This is a genomic window from Nannocystis sp. RBIL2 (assembly GCF_026626745.1).
In the GTDB taxonomy this organism is placed as follows: Bacteria; Myxococcota_A; Polyangia; order Nannocystales; family Nannocystaceae; genus Nannocystis.
The window spans coordinates 4,515,532-4,530,717 of the sequence record NZ_JAPNJW010000001.1; the positions used below are offsets into that span (position 1 = coordinate 4,515,532).

At 71.0% G+C, this 15,186-nt stretch carries 11 protein-coding genes; 7 read left to right on the forward strand and 4 right to left on the reverse strand.

What is annotated here, in order from left to right; all coding sequences use genetic code 11:
- Positions 1-89: 89 nt before the first annotated feature.
- Positions 90-806, forward strand: coding sequence for an LON peptidase substrate-binding domain-containing protein (locus tag OV090_RS17760; protein ID WP_267704886.1), 717 nt, complete (start codon positions 90-92; stop codon positions 804-806).
- Positions 807-1,065: 259 nt separating this feature from the next.
- Here the strand turns inward: OV090_RS17760 and OV090_RS17765 are convergent, their stop codons facing one another.
- Entirely contained in the window at positions 1,066-2,151 is a 1,086-nt protein-coding gene (locus OV090_RS17765; protein ID WP_267704888.1) for an Mrp/NBP35 family ATP-binding protein, read from the reverse strand.
- Positions 2,148-2,555: a (2Fe-2S) ferredoxin domain-containing protein gene (locus OV090_RS17770; RefSeq protein ID WP_267704890.1), complete on the reverse strand. Its 408-nt coding sequence runs from the start codon at positions 2,553-2,555 to the stop codon at positions 2,148-2,150. Before OV090_RS17770 ends, OV090_RS17765 begins: the two co-directional genes overlap by 4 nt.
- Positions 2,556-2,637: 82 nt before the next feature.
- Between OV090_RS17770 and def the strand changes: the two genes are divergently transcribed.
- On the forward strand, positions 2,638-3,204 hold the full coding sequence (def, locus tag OV090_RS17775; RefSeq protein WP_267704892.1) for a peptide deformylase: 567 nt from the start codon (positions 2,638-2,640) through the stop codon (positions 3,202-3,204).
- A gap of 143 nt (positions 3,205-3,347) precedes the next feature.
- On the opposite strand, the gene OV090_RS17780 is transcribed toward def, so the two are convergent.
- Both OV090_RS17780 and OV090_RS17785 read right to left on the reverse strand, forming a co-directional pair.
- Positions 3,348-5,645: an NADP-dependent malic enzyme gene (locus OV090_RS17780; RefSeq protein WP_267704894.1), complete on the reverse strand. Its 2,298-nt coding sequence runs from the start codon at positions 5,643-5,645 to the stop codon at positions 3,348-3,350.
- A gap of 120 nt (positions 5,646-5,765) precedes the next feature.
- Positions 5,766-6,683, reverse strand: coding sequence for a SprT-like domain-containing protein (locus OV090_RS17785; protein WP_267704896.1), 918 nt, complete (start codon positions 6,681-6,683; stop codon positions 5,766-5,768).
- Between the two features lie 271 nt (positions 6,684-6,954).
- Between OV090_RS17785 and moaD the strand changes: the two genes are divergently transcribed.
- The 5 genes from moaD (at position 6,955) to OV090_RS17810 (ending at position 15,148) form a co-directional block, all read left to right on the forward strand.
- The gene (moaD, locus tag OV090_RS17790) at positions 6,955-7,626 is read left to right on the forward strand and encodes a molybdopterin converting factor subunit 1 (protein WP_267704898.1); all 672 of its coding nucleotides are present in this window, start codon (positions 6,955-6,957) and stop codon (positions 7,624-7,626) included.
- A 21-nt stretch (positions 7,627-7,647) separates the two neighbouring features.
- Positions 7,648-8,526, forward strand: coding sequence for a hypothetical protein (locus OV090_RS17795; protein ID WP_267704900.1), 879 nt, complete (start codon positions 7,648-7,650; stop codon positions 8,524-8,526).
- A gap of 55 nt (positions 8,527-8,581) precedes the next feature.
- A complete protein-coding gene (locus OV090_RS17800) occupies positions 8,582-11,575 on the forward strand; it encodes a hypothetical protein (RefSeq protein ID WP_267704902.1) in 2,994 nt (997 codons plus the stop codon).
- Positions 11,576-11,716: 141 nt separating this feature from the next.
- On the forward strand, positions 11,717-14,149 hold the full coding sequence (locus tag OV090_RS17805; protein WP_267704904.1) for an ATP-binding protein: 2,433 nt from the start codon (positions 11,717-11,719) through the stop codon (positions 14,147-14,149).
- Positions 14,150-14,341: 192 nt separating this feature from the next.
- Positions 14,342-15,148, forward strand: coding sequence for a hypothetical protein (locus OV090_RS17810; RefSeq protein WP_267704907.1), 807 nt, complete (start codon positions 14,342-14,344; stop codon positions 15,146-15,148).
- The last annotated feature ends 38 nt before the right edge of the window (positions 15,149-15,186 follow it).

The following is a 15,186-nucleotide window of genomic DNA, read 5'->3' on the forward strand; positions in this document are numbered from 1 at the left end:
CAATTACTGCGCGGTTGTGCCCGGGCCGGCCTGTCGGCCCGCGGACTGGTGGCGGCCGGCAGCACGCGGGGTATAAAGCAGCGTCGCCCATGCTCACGGCCAGGTCCACACCGCTGCCCGAAGTTCTGGCGGCGTTGCCGATCTTCCCGCTGCCGAACGTCGTCCTCCTGCCCGGCATGGTGTTGCCGCTCAACGTGTTCGAGCCGCGGTACCTGCAGCTCGTCGACCACGCGCTGAATGAAGGCCAGCACATCGGCGTGCCGCTGCTGCGGCCGCGCGGCGAACGGACCGCGGATCGCCGGCCCGCCTTCGAACCGGTGTTCGGCCTCGGCAAGCTGGTGTTTCACCTGCGGATGCCCGACGGCCGGCGACTGATCCGCCTCGAGGGCCTCGGCCGGGTCCAGCTGGTGCGCGAGCTGCCGATGACCAACCTCTTCCGTCAGGTCGAGGTCGTGGCGCTGCCGGAGGCGCCGGTGTTCGACAAGTCGACGCTGCTGCTGCTGCGCTCGCAGATCGAGCGGCTCGCCCGGCTGTCCGGGGACGACGGCGACGCGCTCGGCTCGCTGCTCGCCCTGCCCGACCCGCGGATCCTGCTCTACGCGCTCACCGCCTTCCTCCCCAGCCTCGAGCTCATGGGCGGCCACGACGTCGCGTCCGCCGCCGCCCGCCGCGAGCTCGTCGACCTGCAACAGCAGAGCCTGGCCGCCGACACCCCCGAGGACCGCCTCGGCTTCCTCGTCGACCGCACCGCCACGCTCCTCCGCCGCCTCGGCGAGGTCACCGAGGCCTCGATCCTGCTCAACTAGCGCTGTCTTCTCGGACATGTCCCCTGCGGCATGTTCGCCACGACATGTCCGCGAGGGCATGTGCGATCGAGCATCCCTGTTGCGGGACGCATGCTCCACCAGCCTCCCGATCGAGGCGCGTGGGCGATCGCAAAACCCGCTCGGCTCAGGCACTCTGTGCTGCGCCCTGTACCTCGTCGGCGCCCTGCCCGACCGGCCCACCTGCGTGCCGAGTCCGGCCCGCAGCGAAAGCGGGCCGTCGAGTCGAAGCCGCGACGCCTCAGGTCACCGTGCGCAGCAGGCTGCTGCGCTTGGGCCCGGTCGCGCTGAGCTTGCTGAGCGCCAGGGCGGCGCGGGCGGCCACGTCGGACAGGGCCTTGGCCTGCTCGCTGGCGGGTGCGCCCTCGACCACCGGTACGCCGGACTCGCCGCCGTAGGACACCTTGTTGTCGATGGGGACCTGGCCGAGCAGCTCGACGCCGAGCTCGCGGGCCAGGGCCGCACCGCCGCCGCTGGCGAAGATCGCGTCGTGGTGGCCGCAGGACGGGCACACGTAGTAGCTCATGTTCTCGACCACCCCGACGACCGGGACCTCGAGCTTGTTGAACATGTTGACCGCGCGGCGGACGTCGATGAGCGCGACCTCCTGCGGCGTGGTGACCATGATCGAGCCGGTGATCGGGATCAGCTGCGCGAGCGAGAGCTGGGCGTCACCTGTCCCCGGGGGCAGGTCGACGATCAGGTAGTCGATGTCGCCCCACTCGACGTCCTCGAGGAACTGCTTGAGCAGCTTGTGGATCATCGGCCCGCGCCAGACCACGGCGTTGCCGGGCTCGACGAAGAAGGCGACGCTCATCACCGGGATCCCGCGGTACAGCGCGGGGCTGATGCGGTCGCCGGCGAGCGTGGTCGACGTCTCGCGCTCCGGGGTGCCGAGCATCTTGGGCACGCTGGGGCCGTAGATGTCGGCGTCGAGCAGCGCCACCTTGGCGCCGAAGCGGTGCAGCGCCATCGCCACGTTGACGCTGACGGTGCTCTTGCCGACGCCGCCCTTGCCGGCCGCGACCGCGAGGATGTTCTTCACCGTCGGCAGGCGGTTCAGGTCCTGGCGCGCCGGCTTCTGCGGCACCTTCAGGCCCCACTCGATCGTGCCGCGGAGGTTGCGAGCGGCGAGCGCCGCGCGCACCGAAGCCTCGAGGGCGTCGCGCAGCGGGAAGCCCGGCGAGATCAGGTCGATCCTGAACGTGGCCTCGCCCGCAGCGTCGACGCGGACGTCCGAGACTTGGTCGGCGACGATCTCGCGGCCGGTCGCCGGGTCCTTCACGCCCGACAGCGCGGCCAGCACTTGCTCCACGGTGACGCTCATGATGCCTTCTTCTCCTCCGCCGCCCGTGCGTCGGGATCCTCATGCCCCGCGAGCGCAGACAGGTCGAGCAGGTTGTCCTTGGGCAGGCGGTGGCGCCGCAGCGCCTCGCCCGGCTCGCCGGCGAGCACATGCTCGCGCATGAGCGCGTCCGCCGTCGCCACGTCCATGCGCCCGTAGTAGGTCGCGCCGCCCTCGTCGTCGACGACCAGCACGTTGACCCCTGACTCACACGGACCGAGGCACGTGCAACCCATCACGCGCAGCTGCGTCTTGAGACCGAGCTCGACGCGCAGCTGCTTGAGGCGGTCCAGCACGTCTTTGCTGCCACGACGCATGCAGCTGCCCTGAATCGCGTCAGGGTCGCGCAAGTTCTGGCAGACGAACACGAGCGAAGGCTGCTTCATGGCGCGGCGCTCACCTGTAGCACGGGGACTTTGCTCGGCCGGCGCGCCGGCTTACAATGTCGGCGGAGCCAACGCACAGGTTATGGCAGTCCTCGACATCGTCAAGTATCCCGACCCGCGGCTGCGCGAAGCGACGTTCGACGTCGGCGAGATCACCGACGACATCCGTCAGCTCGTCCGCGACCTGATCGACACGATGTACTCGCTCAACGCCGCCGGTATCGCCGCGATCCAGGTCGGGCGGCTCGAGCGGGTCTTCGTCCTCGACGGCAAGGTCCCCGCCGGCGGCGACGACAACAGCCCCCCGCTCGTCTTCATCAACCCCGAGCTGGTCGAGTCCGGCAAGGGCCTCGCGGTCGCCGAAGAGGGCTGCCTGAGCTTCCCGGGCGTGTACGTCGAGATCAAGCGGCCGCGCTGGGCCAAGGTCCGCGCCCGCGATCTCGAGGGCAACACGGTCGAGGTCGACGGCGACGGCCTCCTCGGCCGCGCCCTCCAACACGAGCACGACCACCTCACCGGCAAGCTGATGATCGACCTCGTCGGCACGATCAAAAAAGAGGTCATCAAGCGCAAGATGAAGCGCTGGCACGCCGAGCACGACGGCGAGAAGCCCGCCGCCGCCACGCCCAGCCTGCCCGAGCTCGTCTGAGCCGCAGTCCGGCGCGGACCTCGTCGAGGCCGCTCGGGACACCGAGCGGCCTATGCTTTTGGGTCCGCTGAAGCCCGCGCCATCGCGGTGACTTCGCCGCGGCCGCTCGGTCCTCCGAGCGGCCCACGGTTCTTCGATCCGGCTCACACCAGCGCGGGCGAGGCGCCGGCGTCGGCCTCTTCCTTCTGAGCCGCGACGACCGTCAGCGCCGTCATGTGGACGATGTTGTCGACCGAGCAGTCGCGCTCGAGCACCGTCACCGGTCGAGCCATGCCGAGCAGGACCGGTCCGACCGACGGGACCCCGCCGAGCTCGCGCATGAGCTTGTAGGCGACGTTGCCGGCCTCGAGGTTGGGGAAGATCAGCACGTTGGCCGGGCCGGTCAGCTGCGTCGACGGGAAGATGCTCTGCATCAACGCGTAGTCGACGGCGACGTTGGCCTGCATCTCGCCCTCGACCTCGAGGTCGGGGCGGCGGCGGCGGAGCAGCGCCGTCGCGTCGGCGACCATCGTCGAGCGGGGGTCGCGGACCGAGCCGAAGTTGCTGAAGCTGAGCATCGCCACCCGCGGGGTGACGCCGAACGTGCCGGCCGCGTCGGCCGTCATCTCGGCGACGTCGGCGAGAGTGGTCGCGTCGAAGTCGAGGTTCACGGTGGTGTCGCCGAAGAACAGCATGCCGCCCTTGTGCAGCATGAGGTACATGCCGCAGATCTTCCGCGCCCCGGGGCGGATGCCGATGATCTGCAGGGCCGGGCGGATGGTGTCGGAGTACGAGAAGTTGAGGCCCGTGACGATGCCGTCGACGCGGCGCTCGGCGACCATCATCATCCCGAAGTGGTTGCGCTCGCGCATCAGCAGGCGTGCCAGCTCGGTGGTGACGCCCTTGCGCTCGCGGCGGCGGTGCAGCAGCTCGGCGTAGGCGGACGCGTCGGCGTCCTCGCGCGGGTCGACGATCTCGTAGGCGTCGTCGAGCAGGTCGATGTCCTGGTCGCGGATGATCTGCTTGATGCGCTCGGGGTCGCCGAGCAGGATCGGCCGGGCGATCTTCTCCTCGGTGATGATCGAGCAGGCCTTGAGGATCCGCGGGTCGTCGCCCTCGGGGAACACGATCTTCTTCGGCCCGCTGGCGGCCATCCGCACGAACTTGCGCATCACCGCGGTCGAGCCGCCGAGCAAGCCCTGCAGGCGCTCGACGTAGGCGTCGAGCTCGAGCTGGATCTGCGCCACCCCGGTGTCCATCGCCGCCTTCGCCACCGCCGGCGCCACCCAGTGGAGCACGCGCGGGTCGAACGGCTTGGGGATGATGTACTCGGGCCCGAAGTGGAACTCCTCGCCGTAGGCGGCGCTGACGACCTGCGGCACGTCCTTGCGCGCCAGCTCGGCCAGCGCGTGCGCGGCCGCCACCTTCATCGTCTCGTTGATCTGCGTCGCCCGCACGTCGAGCGCCCCGCGGAAGATGAACGGGAAGCCGAGCACGTTGTTGACCTGGTTGTTGTAGTCGCTGCGCCCGGTGGCCACGATCGCGTCGGGGCGCGTCGCCTTGGCCGTCGGGTAGTCGATCTCCGGGTCGGGGTTGGCGAGCGCGAAGATGATCGGCCGCGGCGCCATCGTCAGCAGCATCTCCGGCGTCACCAGGCCGGCGCGCGACAGCCCGAGCAGCAGGTCGGAGCCGACCAGCGCGTCGCCCAGGGTCACCGCCTCGGTCTCGCGCACCCACTCGATCTTGGGGTCGCCGGCCTCGAGCTTGCGCTTGTGCGACAGCACGCCCTTCGAGTCGCACATGATGATGTTCTCGAGCTTGACGCCGAGGCTGACGTAGAACTTGGCGCACGCGATCGCCGACGCCCCGGCGCCGCTGACGACCACCTTGAGCTCGGCGATCGACTTCTTCTGGATCACCACGGCGTTGAGCAGCGCCGCGCCGCTGATGATCGCGGTGCCGTGCTGGTCGTCGTGGAACACCGGGATGTTCATGCGCTGCTTGAGCTTCTCCTCGATGTAGAAGCACTCGGGCGCCTTGATGTCCTCGAGGTTGATGCCGCCGAAGGTCGGCTCGAGCGCCGCGACGCACTCGATGAACTGGTCGGGGCTCGTCGCCTTGACCTCGAGGTCGAACACGTCGATGTCGGCGAACTTCTTGAAGAGGACGCCCTTGCCCTCCATCACCGGCTTGCTCGCCAGCGGCCCGATGTCGCCGAGGCCGAGCACCGCGGTGCCGTCGGAGATGACCGCCACCAGGTTGCCGCGCGCCGTGTACTTGTAGACCTCGGCGGGGTCCTTGAAGATCTCCATGCACGGCTCGGCGACCCCCGGCGAGTACGCGAGCGACAGGTCGCGCTGGGTCGTGAGCGGCTTGGTCGGGACGACCTGGATCTTGCCGGGGCGGCCCTTCGCGTGGAACTCGAGGGCGTCCTTGCCGCGGTTGGAACGGGGGTTCGACATAGGGCCTGCAAGATACTCGCAGCGCCCCGGGTCGTCACGTTCCTCGCGCGCACGCCGGCGCGCAGGCCGGTTCACGGGCGCGCGCAGGCACCTACGCGCGACGGTCGAGGCTGGCGCTCGCTAGCGGTCGAGCAGCTTGTGCACCTGCGTCCGCTCCCACAGCACCGCCTCGGCGTAGCGGTCGAAGAGCGCCTCTGCGCGGCGGAACTCGGGCGTGTGATAGACCCGGCGGCCGTCGACGATGGGCATGTCGTGCACCTCGTGAAGCATCTCATGGTAGATGATCCACTCGACGAAGAAGCGGGGGACGTCGACGGCGTCGAGCACCGGATGCACGCGGATGAGCCGCTCCTCGATCGAGTAGCTGCCGAGCTTGATCGACTCGCGCCCGGGCTTGCGGCGGGTCCGCGGACCCCAGGTGATCTTGGCCTCGATGGTCCCGCCGAAGTAGCGCGCGTTGAGGTCGTCGAACAGCTCCTGCAGGTTGAAGTGCGCGCCCTGGGTGTCGAGCTGCTGCGACCGCGGCCTCTCGGCGTCGCGGATGAGGTGCTCGTTGCCGTCGATGTAGCGGCGGAGCAGCACGCCGGCGTCGCGGTCCTGCGACTGCGCGTAGCGGGCGACCGCCCGCAGCACCGCGGGCGGAGCCGCCGCGAACATCCGGTGCATGCGCAAGGTGTAGACGCCCTGCCCGCGCTTGACCGACAGCATGGTGTGCACGTTGTCGGTGAAGATGATGCGCGCCCGATGGCCCGCCTTCAGGTAGGCGGACAGCCGCCGCTGCAGCCACTGGCGCAGCGCGTCCTCGGTCGCCGGGTCGAGCTCGCCGGCCGCCGCGCGCTCCGCTGCCGCAGTCAGCGCCTCCTCGAGGTCGTCGCCGAACTCGCCGCCGACGTCGACGTCGACATCGACATCGTCCTCCAGCAGGGCCTCGGCGTCCTGGGCGCCGCGCGAGCTCGGCTCGGGGGCGTCAGCCTCCGCCGGGGACTCGGCGTCGACGAGGCGGAGCGCGGGGGCGGTGGCGGAGCGGTTGGACTTCATCGCGGCGGAGCGCCCTGCGGGCGCCTGGCGACCACGCAGGTCGGATGCGGTCGAGTCTCTCGGGGCGAGCGGCATCATAGGCATCGGTGTCGAGGTTACGAGTTCGCGGTGATCTCGATGGGATCAACGAGCTCGGATGTAGGATATCCGCCTACGCAACGGCGTCGAATTCGTGGGGTAACGGCCCCTCCTCGCCGGTCGCGGCGCGAAATTTGATCTGTTCTGCGCGATCTGGAAGGCGCCCCGCCGCAGGGCAGTACACTCGCCGCGCATGCACCTGCGCGTCCTGCTCTTCGCGGGCCTCCGCGAGCGCCTCCGCCGCGACAGCGTCGACCTCGAGCTGCCCGTCGGGGCGCGCGTCCGCGACCTGCTCGCCACCCTCGCCCGCGAACAACCTGATCTTTCGGCCAGCCTCTCGGTCTGTCGCGTCGCAGTCGACCAGGAGTTCGTCGCCGCCGACCACGTGATCGGCGAGGGTAGCGAGGTCGCCATCATCCCGCCGGTCAGCGGCGGCCACGACGGACCCGCCGCCTATCAATTGATCAAGGACCGCCCGCTCGCGCTGGCCGACGTCGTCGCCGCGGTCGCGCACGCCGGCGCCGGCGGCATCGACATCTTCGTCGGCAACGTGCGCGACAAGAGCCGCGGCCACGACATCGCGCGCCTCGAGTACGAGGCCTACGAGCCGATGGCGCTGCGGGTGATGCAGCAGATCGGCGCCGCGGTGGAGGCCGAGACCCCCGGGGTGAGGGTGGCGATTCACCACCGCCTCGGGGTGCTGCAGATCGGCGACAGCGCGGTGATCGTGGCCGCCTCTGCGCCGCACCGCGCGGAGGCGTTCGCGGCCTGTCGCGCGGCGATCGAGCGGCTCAAGCAGGACGTGCCGATCTGGAAGCGCGAGGTCGCCACCGACGGCCACGCGTGGGTCGTGCAGGGGCCCTGACGATCCTCTACCGTGGGGAGCATGCGCGCCCGCCTCGCCTTGCTCCTCGCCGTCGTCGTCCCTGCCTGCGCCGAGGGTGAGAGCGCGTCGGGCTTCGGCAGCGCGCCGGGGGTGACGACCGCGACGATCACCGCGACGAGCGACGGCACCACCACCGGCACCGGCACGACTGCGCCCACCACCGGCGGCGGCGCCTGCGGCGACGGCACTTGCGACGGCGGCGAGTACTGCGAGATGTGCCCCGAAGACTGCGGCGGCTGCGAGGCGGTGTGCGGCGACGGCATGTGCGTCGGCGCCGAGGACTGCCTCGCGTGCGCGAGCGACTGCGAGTGCGCGCCGTACTGCGGCAACGGCACCTGCGACATGCAGCTCGAGAACTGCTTCAACTGCGCGAGCGACTGCGGCCCGTGCGGAGTGGCCTGCGGCGACGACACCTGCACGCCCGGCCGCGAGGACTGCCTGAGCTGCGCCGCCGACTGCGGCGACTGCCCCGCCGGTTGCAACGACGGCACCTGCGGCCCCGACGAGAATTGCACGAGCTGCCCCGCCGACTGCGACACTTGCCCGCCGGCGTGCGGCGACGGCACCTGCGACGTCGGCCTCGACGAGTGTGACAGCTGCCCGCAGGACTGCGGCGCCTGCCCGCCCGAGTGCGGCGACGGCACGTGCAACGGCGCCGAGACCTGCGGCTCGTGCCAGGCCGACTGCGAGTCGCTGTGCACCTCCTGCGCGTGCAAGGACGGCGACCCGAATTTCAACAACGTGTGCCACTGGCCGCCGAGCACCCCGGCCTGCCCTCCGACCGCGCCCGGCGGCTACTGCGACCCGAACGGCGACGGCAGCTACGACGACGGCGACTGGCAGAAGGGCTACTTCGAGTACGCCGACAAGTGCCCGTGAGTCCCGCGCGCGGGCGAACACGGCGCCCGGCCCGTGGGGTACTCTCGCCCGGCCCATGGCCCGCTACGCCCCGCTCTTCCTCCTCTTCTTCCTGTCAGGCATCAGCGGCCTCATCTACGAGTCGATCTGGTCGCGCTACATCAAGCAGTTCGTCGGCAGCGCCGCCACCGCCCAGGTCCTCGTCCTCAGCCTGTTCATGGGCGGCATGGCGCTCGGCTCGCTGCTCGCGTCACGCAAGCTCGCGGGCGTGCGCCGGCCGGTGCGCGCGTACGGCCTGATCGAGGGCGGCATCGGCCTGTACGCGCTGGCGTTCCCGTGGCTCAGCGAGCTGGCGATGCGCGTGTGCTACGACCACGTGTTCCCCGGGCTCGGCGGCGGCTTCGCGGTCGAGGCGATCAAGTGGAGCGTCGCCGGCCTGCTGATCCTCCCGCCGTGCGTCCTGCTCGGCATGACCTTCCCGCTGATGAGCGCCGGCATCCTCCGCCGCGACCCCGAGCGCTCGGGCGAGATCCTCAGCTTCCTCTACTTCACCAACAGCATCGGCGCGGCCTGCGGCGCCCTGCTGTCGGGCTTCGTCCTCGTCGCCAACTTCGGCCTGCCCGGCACCCTCGCCTGCGCCGCCGCGCTCAACATCGTCATCGCCGCGATCGCCTTCGCCCACCGCCGTGAGCACGCGCCGATCGTCGAGGACACCGCGGCGTCGGCCGGCACCGACCACCTCGTCAAGCTGCTGCTGCTCGTGGCCTTCGGGACAGGTCTGTCGTCGTTCATGTACGAGATCGGGTGGATCCGCCTGCTGTCGATGATCATCGGCAGCGCGACCCACTCGTTCGAGGTCATGCTGTCGGCGTTCGTGTTCGGCCTGGCGATCGGCGGCCTGTGGGTGCGCAAGCGGATGGACAAGTTCAAGCGCCCCGAGCTGGTGCTCGGCATCGTCCAGCTGATCATGGGCGTGGCCGCGATCGCGACCTTGCCGGCCTACCAGTGGGCGGTCGAGGCGATCGGCTGGCTGCTGGTCGACTCGCAGGGCAACCGAAGCGAGGCGCTGTGGCTGCAGTTCAACGTGCTGCGCTACGCGCTGTGCCTGCTCATCATGTTCCCGGCGACCTTCTGCGCCGGCATGACCCTGCCGCTCATCACCCACGTGCTGCTGCGCCGCGGCCAGCCCGAGGGCGTCATCGGCCGCGTCTACGGCTTCAACACCTTCGGCGCGATCGCCGGGGCAGTGCTCGCCGGCCTCGTGCTCATGCCGATCATCGGCCTCCAGCGCGTCATCGTCCTCGGCGCCGCCGTCGACGTCGCCCTCGGCCTCGCGCTCGTGTTCGGCGACGCCCGCCGGGCCAAGAACCCGGCCAAGATCCGCAGCTTCGGCCGGCTCGCCGCCGGCAGCTCGCTCCTCACCCTCGCGTTCGGCCTGTTCGTCGTCAAGATCGACCCGATGGTCCTGTCGGCCACGGTGTTCCGCAACGGCCGCACCCGCCTGCCCGAGGGCTTCGAGCTGCTGTCCTACGTCGACGGCCGCACCGCCTCGGTCTCGGTCATCCGCCTCACCGACGACCGCGAGTACCGCGTTATCTACACCAACGGCAAGCCCGACGCCTCGGTCGTGCTCAACCGCTACCCCAAGGAACGCGACCCCGAACTCGGCCCCGACTTCGCCGGCGACGAGCCCAACCAGGTGCTGGTCGGCGTCCTGCCGCTGATGGCCCGGCCCGAGTCCACCGACATCGCGCTGATCGGCTTCGGCTCCGGCGTGACCGCGCACGTGCTGCTCGGCTCCCCGACGCTGCAGCGCCTCGACACCATCGAGATCGAGCGCGAGATGGTGACCGGCTCGCGCAACTTCTACCCGGCCAACGCGCGCGCCTACGACGACCCGCGCAATCACTTCTGGTTCGACGACGCCAAGGCCTACTTCGCCGGGGCCGCGCGACAGTTCGACATCATCGTCTCGGAGCCGACCAACCCGTGGGTCAGCGGCGTCTCGAGCCTGTTCACCGTCGAGTTCTACCGCGAGGCCAAGCGCTACCTGAAGCCAGGCGGGATCCTGGCCCAGTGGCTGCAGGGCTACGAGCTCAGCGACGAGCTCCTGCTCACCGTCCTCGCCGCCCTCGACCAGGAGTTCAGCGACTACCAGATCCTCCGCGTCGGCTCGAGCGACTGGGTCATCCTCTCGGTGGCCGAGGGCGAGCTCGGGCGGCTCAGCGAGCAGCCGTTCGCGTGGGAGGCGATGAAGCCGGAGCTGCAGCTGCTCGGCGTCCACGACATCGGCCAGATCGACAACCTCATCGTCGCCAACCGCCGCATGCTGCACCCGTTCCTCACCGGCCGCCCGGCCAACTCCGACGCCATGCCGCTGCTCGACACCGGCGCGGAGAAGGCCCGATTCCTCAAGGAGTCGGCCGGCTTCCTCCACCGGATCCGCTGGACCCCCGCGCCGCTGCTCGAGGTGCTCGGCGGCGTCGAGCGTCGGCCTTACCCGGCCGGGGGCATCGGCGACCGCCGCGACCCGCACGTGTTCGAGGAGGCCGAGACCGCGGTCGCGCTGCTGCGCTTTTACGCCGACCCGACCCAGCGCTTCGCCGAGGACATCAGCCTCACCACCATGAACCAGTGGATCGACGAGCAGCGGCGGATCGTCGCCGGTATCGACGACTGGAACGCCTGGGTCGAGGCCACCTACGGCGTCTACATCAACCTCGTGCCGCACGTCCGGCTCGACGACGTGGCCTGGTGGAAGGAGGTGCGAGACACCGCCCGCGACCACCACGCCGCGCCCGAGGTGCTCGCCTTCCTCGACGCCCTCGACGCCCTCCAGGCGCGCGACCCCGCCCGCCTGCGCGCCCGCCTCGACGAGCTCGACGGCCAGCGCAGCAAGCTGCTCACCAAGGGCATGCGCGCGATCTCTGGGATGGTCGCCCGCGAGCTCGCCGACGACGCACCGGGCCGCCGCGAGTGGGCCGCCAGCAACATGGAGGGAGTCGCGGACGCCGAGCTCCGCGGTGAACGCCTGGCCTACGAGGCCTTGAAGGCCTACGCCAGCCGGTGAACGCGGCACCTGTCTCCAGGGACATCTCACTCCTGCCTGCATGCGGTGACCCGCGCCCACCGGTGCGTCCTCTCGTGCAGAGCCCGCGGCGTCGGGACCTGCCGCCGCCACGCGAGGTGTAGTCTGTAGGCGACGCGCGGGATGGGGACCGACCGAGAGCACGAGCGACGGGTCCGACTCGCCCGGGGAGTCCTCGCCTGGCTGACCGCGTGCGGCGGCCTGCTCATCGTCGCCGAGGCCGCGAGGCTGCCATCGCGTCACGCCTGGCAGCACCTCGCCGGCCTCGCCCTCGCCCTGGTGTTCGTCGGCGCGTGCGGCCTCGGCCTCCGCCTCGCCCGCGTCGTTCCGGGCCGCGCGCTCGAGCTCGCCTACGTCACGGTCCTCGTCGCGCTCGCGGGCAACGGCCTGCTCGTCGCGCTGCCGCTGCTCGTGCTCGCCTGCGCGGCCGCGTTCCTGATCCTCGCCACCGCGCCGCGGGTGGTCGCGCCGGCGCGCGTCGACCTGTGGACCGCCGTCGCGGTGTTCGCCGCCCTCGCTCTCGGCGCGCTCGAGCTGGCGCCGCTGCCGACCCGCGTCGCCGACACCGACGGCGGGCCCCTGCGCGACCTCGCCTGCGTCGGCGCGCTGCTCGTCGCCTGCGTCCTGGCCGTCCGCGACTTCTCCCGCTACCCGCTCAAGATCAAGCTCACCCTCGTCACCCTCCTGGTCGCCCTCGCCCCGCTTTTCGTCGTCCGCGTCGACGCCCACCTGCGCCTGGCCGCGAGCGACCTCGAGACGGTGCTTTCGGACATGTCCGAAAGGGCATCCCGCTCTGCGAGCGCGTGGGACGGCTTCCTCGCCGAACAGCAGGCCTCGCTGCGCGCCCTCGCCGGCGGCGACGAGGCCCGGGCCGCCTGCTCCGGCGCGGTCGAACCACGCGAGGCGCTGACGCGGCTGCTGCGAGGCACGACCGAGCGCTCCGACTCGCCGGTCCGCGCCGCCGGGCTGTGGGGCGCAGTCGGCCAGCGCATGCTCGGCGTGGGCGAGCTCCCGCTCGCCGCCCCGCCGCCCGCCGCGCTCGCGTTCGCGGTCGACGGCGAGGGCCGCGACGTCCTCGTCTTGTCGGCGCCCGTCGCCGGCGAGTGCGTCCTCGCCGTCGCCCTGCGACCCGGCCTCGTGCGCGCGTGGAGCGACGAGCTCGCGGCCACCGGCGTCGCAGTGCTCTTGCGCGATCGCGAGGACCAGCTGCTGTTCGGCCCGGGCGACCTCGCCGCCGCCGTGCCCGGCTACGCCGCGCTCCCGCCGGTCGCCACCGCCGGCCCGAAGTTGCCGCTGCCGCGGTCCGCCACCGAGGACACCGCCGCCGCGCGCCTGAGCGACGGCCGCATCACCGGGGTCGCGCGGATCGCCGGCGCCGACTGGACCCTCGCGCTCGTGCGTGACGCGGCCGACCTCGACGCAGTCACCGCCGAGCAGTCGCGCCGCGTCCAGTGGATCACCCTCCTCGTCGCCGCGCTCGCCAGCCTCGGCGCGTTCGCCCTCAGCCGCCGCCTCGCCGCGCCGATCGCCCGCCTCGCCACGGCCATGACCGACTTCACCGGCGACGAGGCGCGCGCGGCCACCGGCAGCGGCGACGAGATCGACGCCCTCGCGCGGCGCTTCGACCTCATGGCCGAACAGGTCGGCGCCCTCATGCGCGCGCAGGAGCAGCAGACCCGCCGCCTGCAGGCCGAGGTCGCCGAGCGCAGCGAACAGGAGCGCCGCCTGCAGGCGCTGAACCGCGAGCTGAGCGCCGCCAGCGACCAGTCGCAGGCCGCCAGCCGGGCCAAGAGCACCTTCCTCGCGCACATGAGCCACGAGCTGCGCACGCCGCTGTCGGCGATCATCGGCTACGGCGAGCTGCTGCTCGAGCAGGCCCGCGATCACGGCCACGACGGCTACGCGCGCGACGCCGACAACATCGTCCAGGCGGCCCAGCACCTGCTCACGATCATCAACGAGATCCTCGACCTCTCGAAGATCGAGGCCGGCAAGATGGACATGGTGCTCGAGGAGTTCGACGCCGCCAGGCTGACGCGCGAGGTGGCCGACACAGTGCGCCCGCTGGTGGCGGTGAACCGCAACAAGCTGACGCTGCAGATCGCTCAAGACCCGGCGCCGATGTACAGCGACCGCCTCAAGCTGCGCCAGGTGCTGCTCAACCTGCTGGGCAACGCGGCCAAGTTCACCGAGGACGGCGAGATCGTGCTGAGCCTGGGCCAGCGCCGCGCCGCGGACATCATCTGCCTGGTGTTCACCGTCCGCGACACCGGCCGCGGCATCGCCGAGTCGGCGCTCGCCACCCTGTTCGAGCCGTTCACGCAGGTCGTCGATCCGGGCTCGCGTCGGACCACCGGCACCGGCCTCGGCCTCGCCATCACCCGCCGCTTCTGTCGCCTCATGGGCGGCGAGGTCGAGGTCACCTCGAACCCGGGCGCCGGCTCCACCTTCGTCGTCACGGTCCCCGTCAGCTACCGCGGCCTGCGCGAGAGCGGCTCCTGGCGCCCGGCCAGGACCCCGCTGCGGATGGACGAGACGGCCCGCATCAAGCCGTGACCCGCGCGCCCGCGACCGCGTAGACGCAGCGAATTCCAACCGCCGCGGCCGGCCTGTGCGGGCGCCCACGGCGGCCCCTGCTCGTCGGATTGCCGGAGCTCGCCGTTCCTCCCACATTCAGCGAGACCTCGCGCGGTCGCAGAGCGGCCCGACCGACGCGCCTATCCCCACGGCCGCCCGAACGAGACAGTCATGATCCGATCCACAACCTGGACGGCGGCGCTGGCCGTCGCGCTATCTCCACTCTTTTTCGTCGCATCGGCCCACGCCGCGCCGGTCCCGAAGAACGACGACATCACGAACGCGATCGTCATCACCGAGCCGAGCTTCAGCGACAAGCTGAACACCGGCGCCGCGACGACCGCCCCGGACGACCCCGTCTGCTTCGGCAACAGCACCACCGTCTGGTACGCCTACACGCCCGCGGTCGACGAGCGGATCCACCTCGACACCTTCGGCAGCAGCTACGACACCACGCTCTCCGTCTACACCGAAGGCTCGACCGAGCCGCTGACGCAGGTGGCTTGCAACGACGACGCCGTGCGCGCCCTGTCGGCGATCGAGTTCCAGGCCAGCGCGGGCGTCACCTATTTCTTCATGGTGGGATCCTTCGGATCGGGCAACAGCGGCGGCGCGACGCGGTTCAACTTCGAGGTCGACCCGCCGCTCGAGCTCTCGGTCCAGTTCGACTCGGGCTTCCTCGGCGAAATCGAGGATGCGTTCCTCGGCTACACGGTGACCTGCTCGCGCCCCGCGACCGTCGACGTCTCGGGCCTGCTGACGCAGAAGAGCAAGGGCCTCACCCGCAGCGCCCCTTTCGAGTTCGGCCCCATCAATTGCAACTACGAGGTCTCTGACGGCGTGGGCCCGCTCTTCCCCGATACCGGCGCCTTCGCCCCCGGCAACGCCCTGGTCGACGTCCTCGCGTCCGCCACCGCCCTGGACGACGGCGAGACCGTCGAGTTCGCCGACGCCCAGAAGATCAAGCTGGGGAATTGAGCAGAGGTCGTGGCGACCTCGCGCACGAGCGCGGCGCG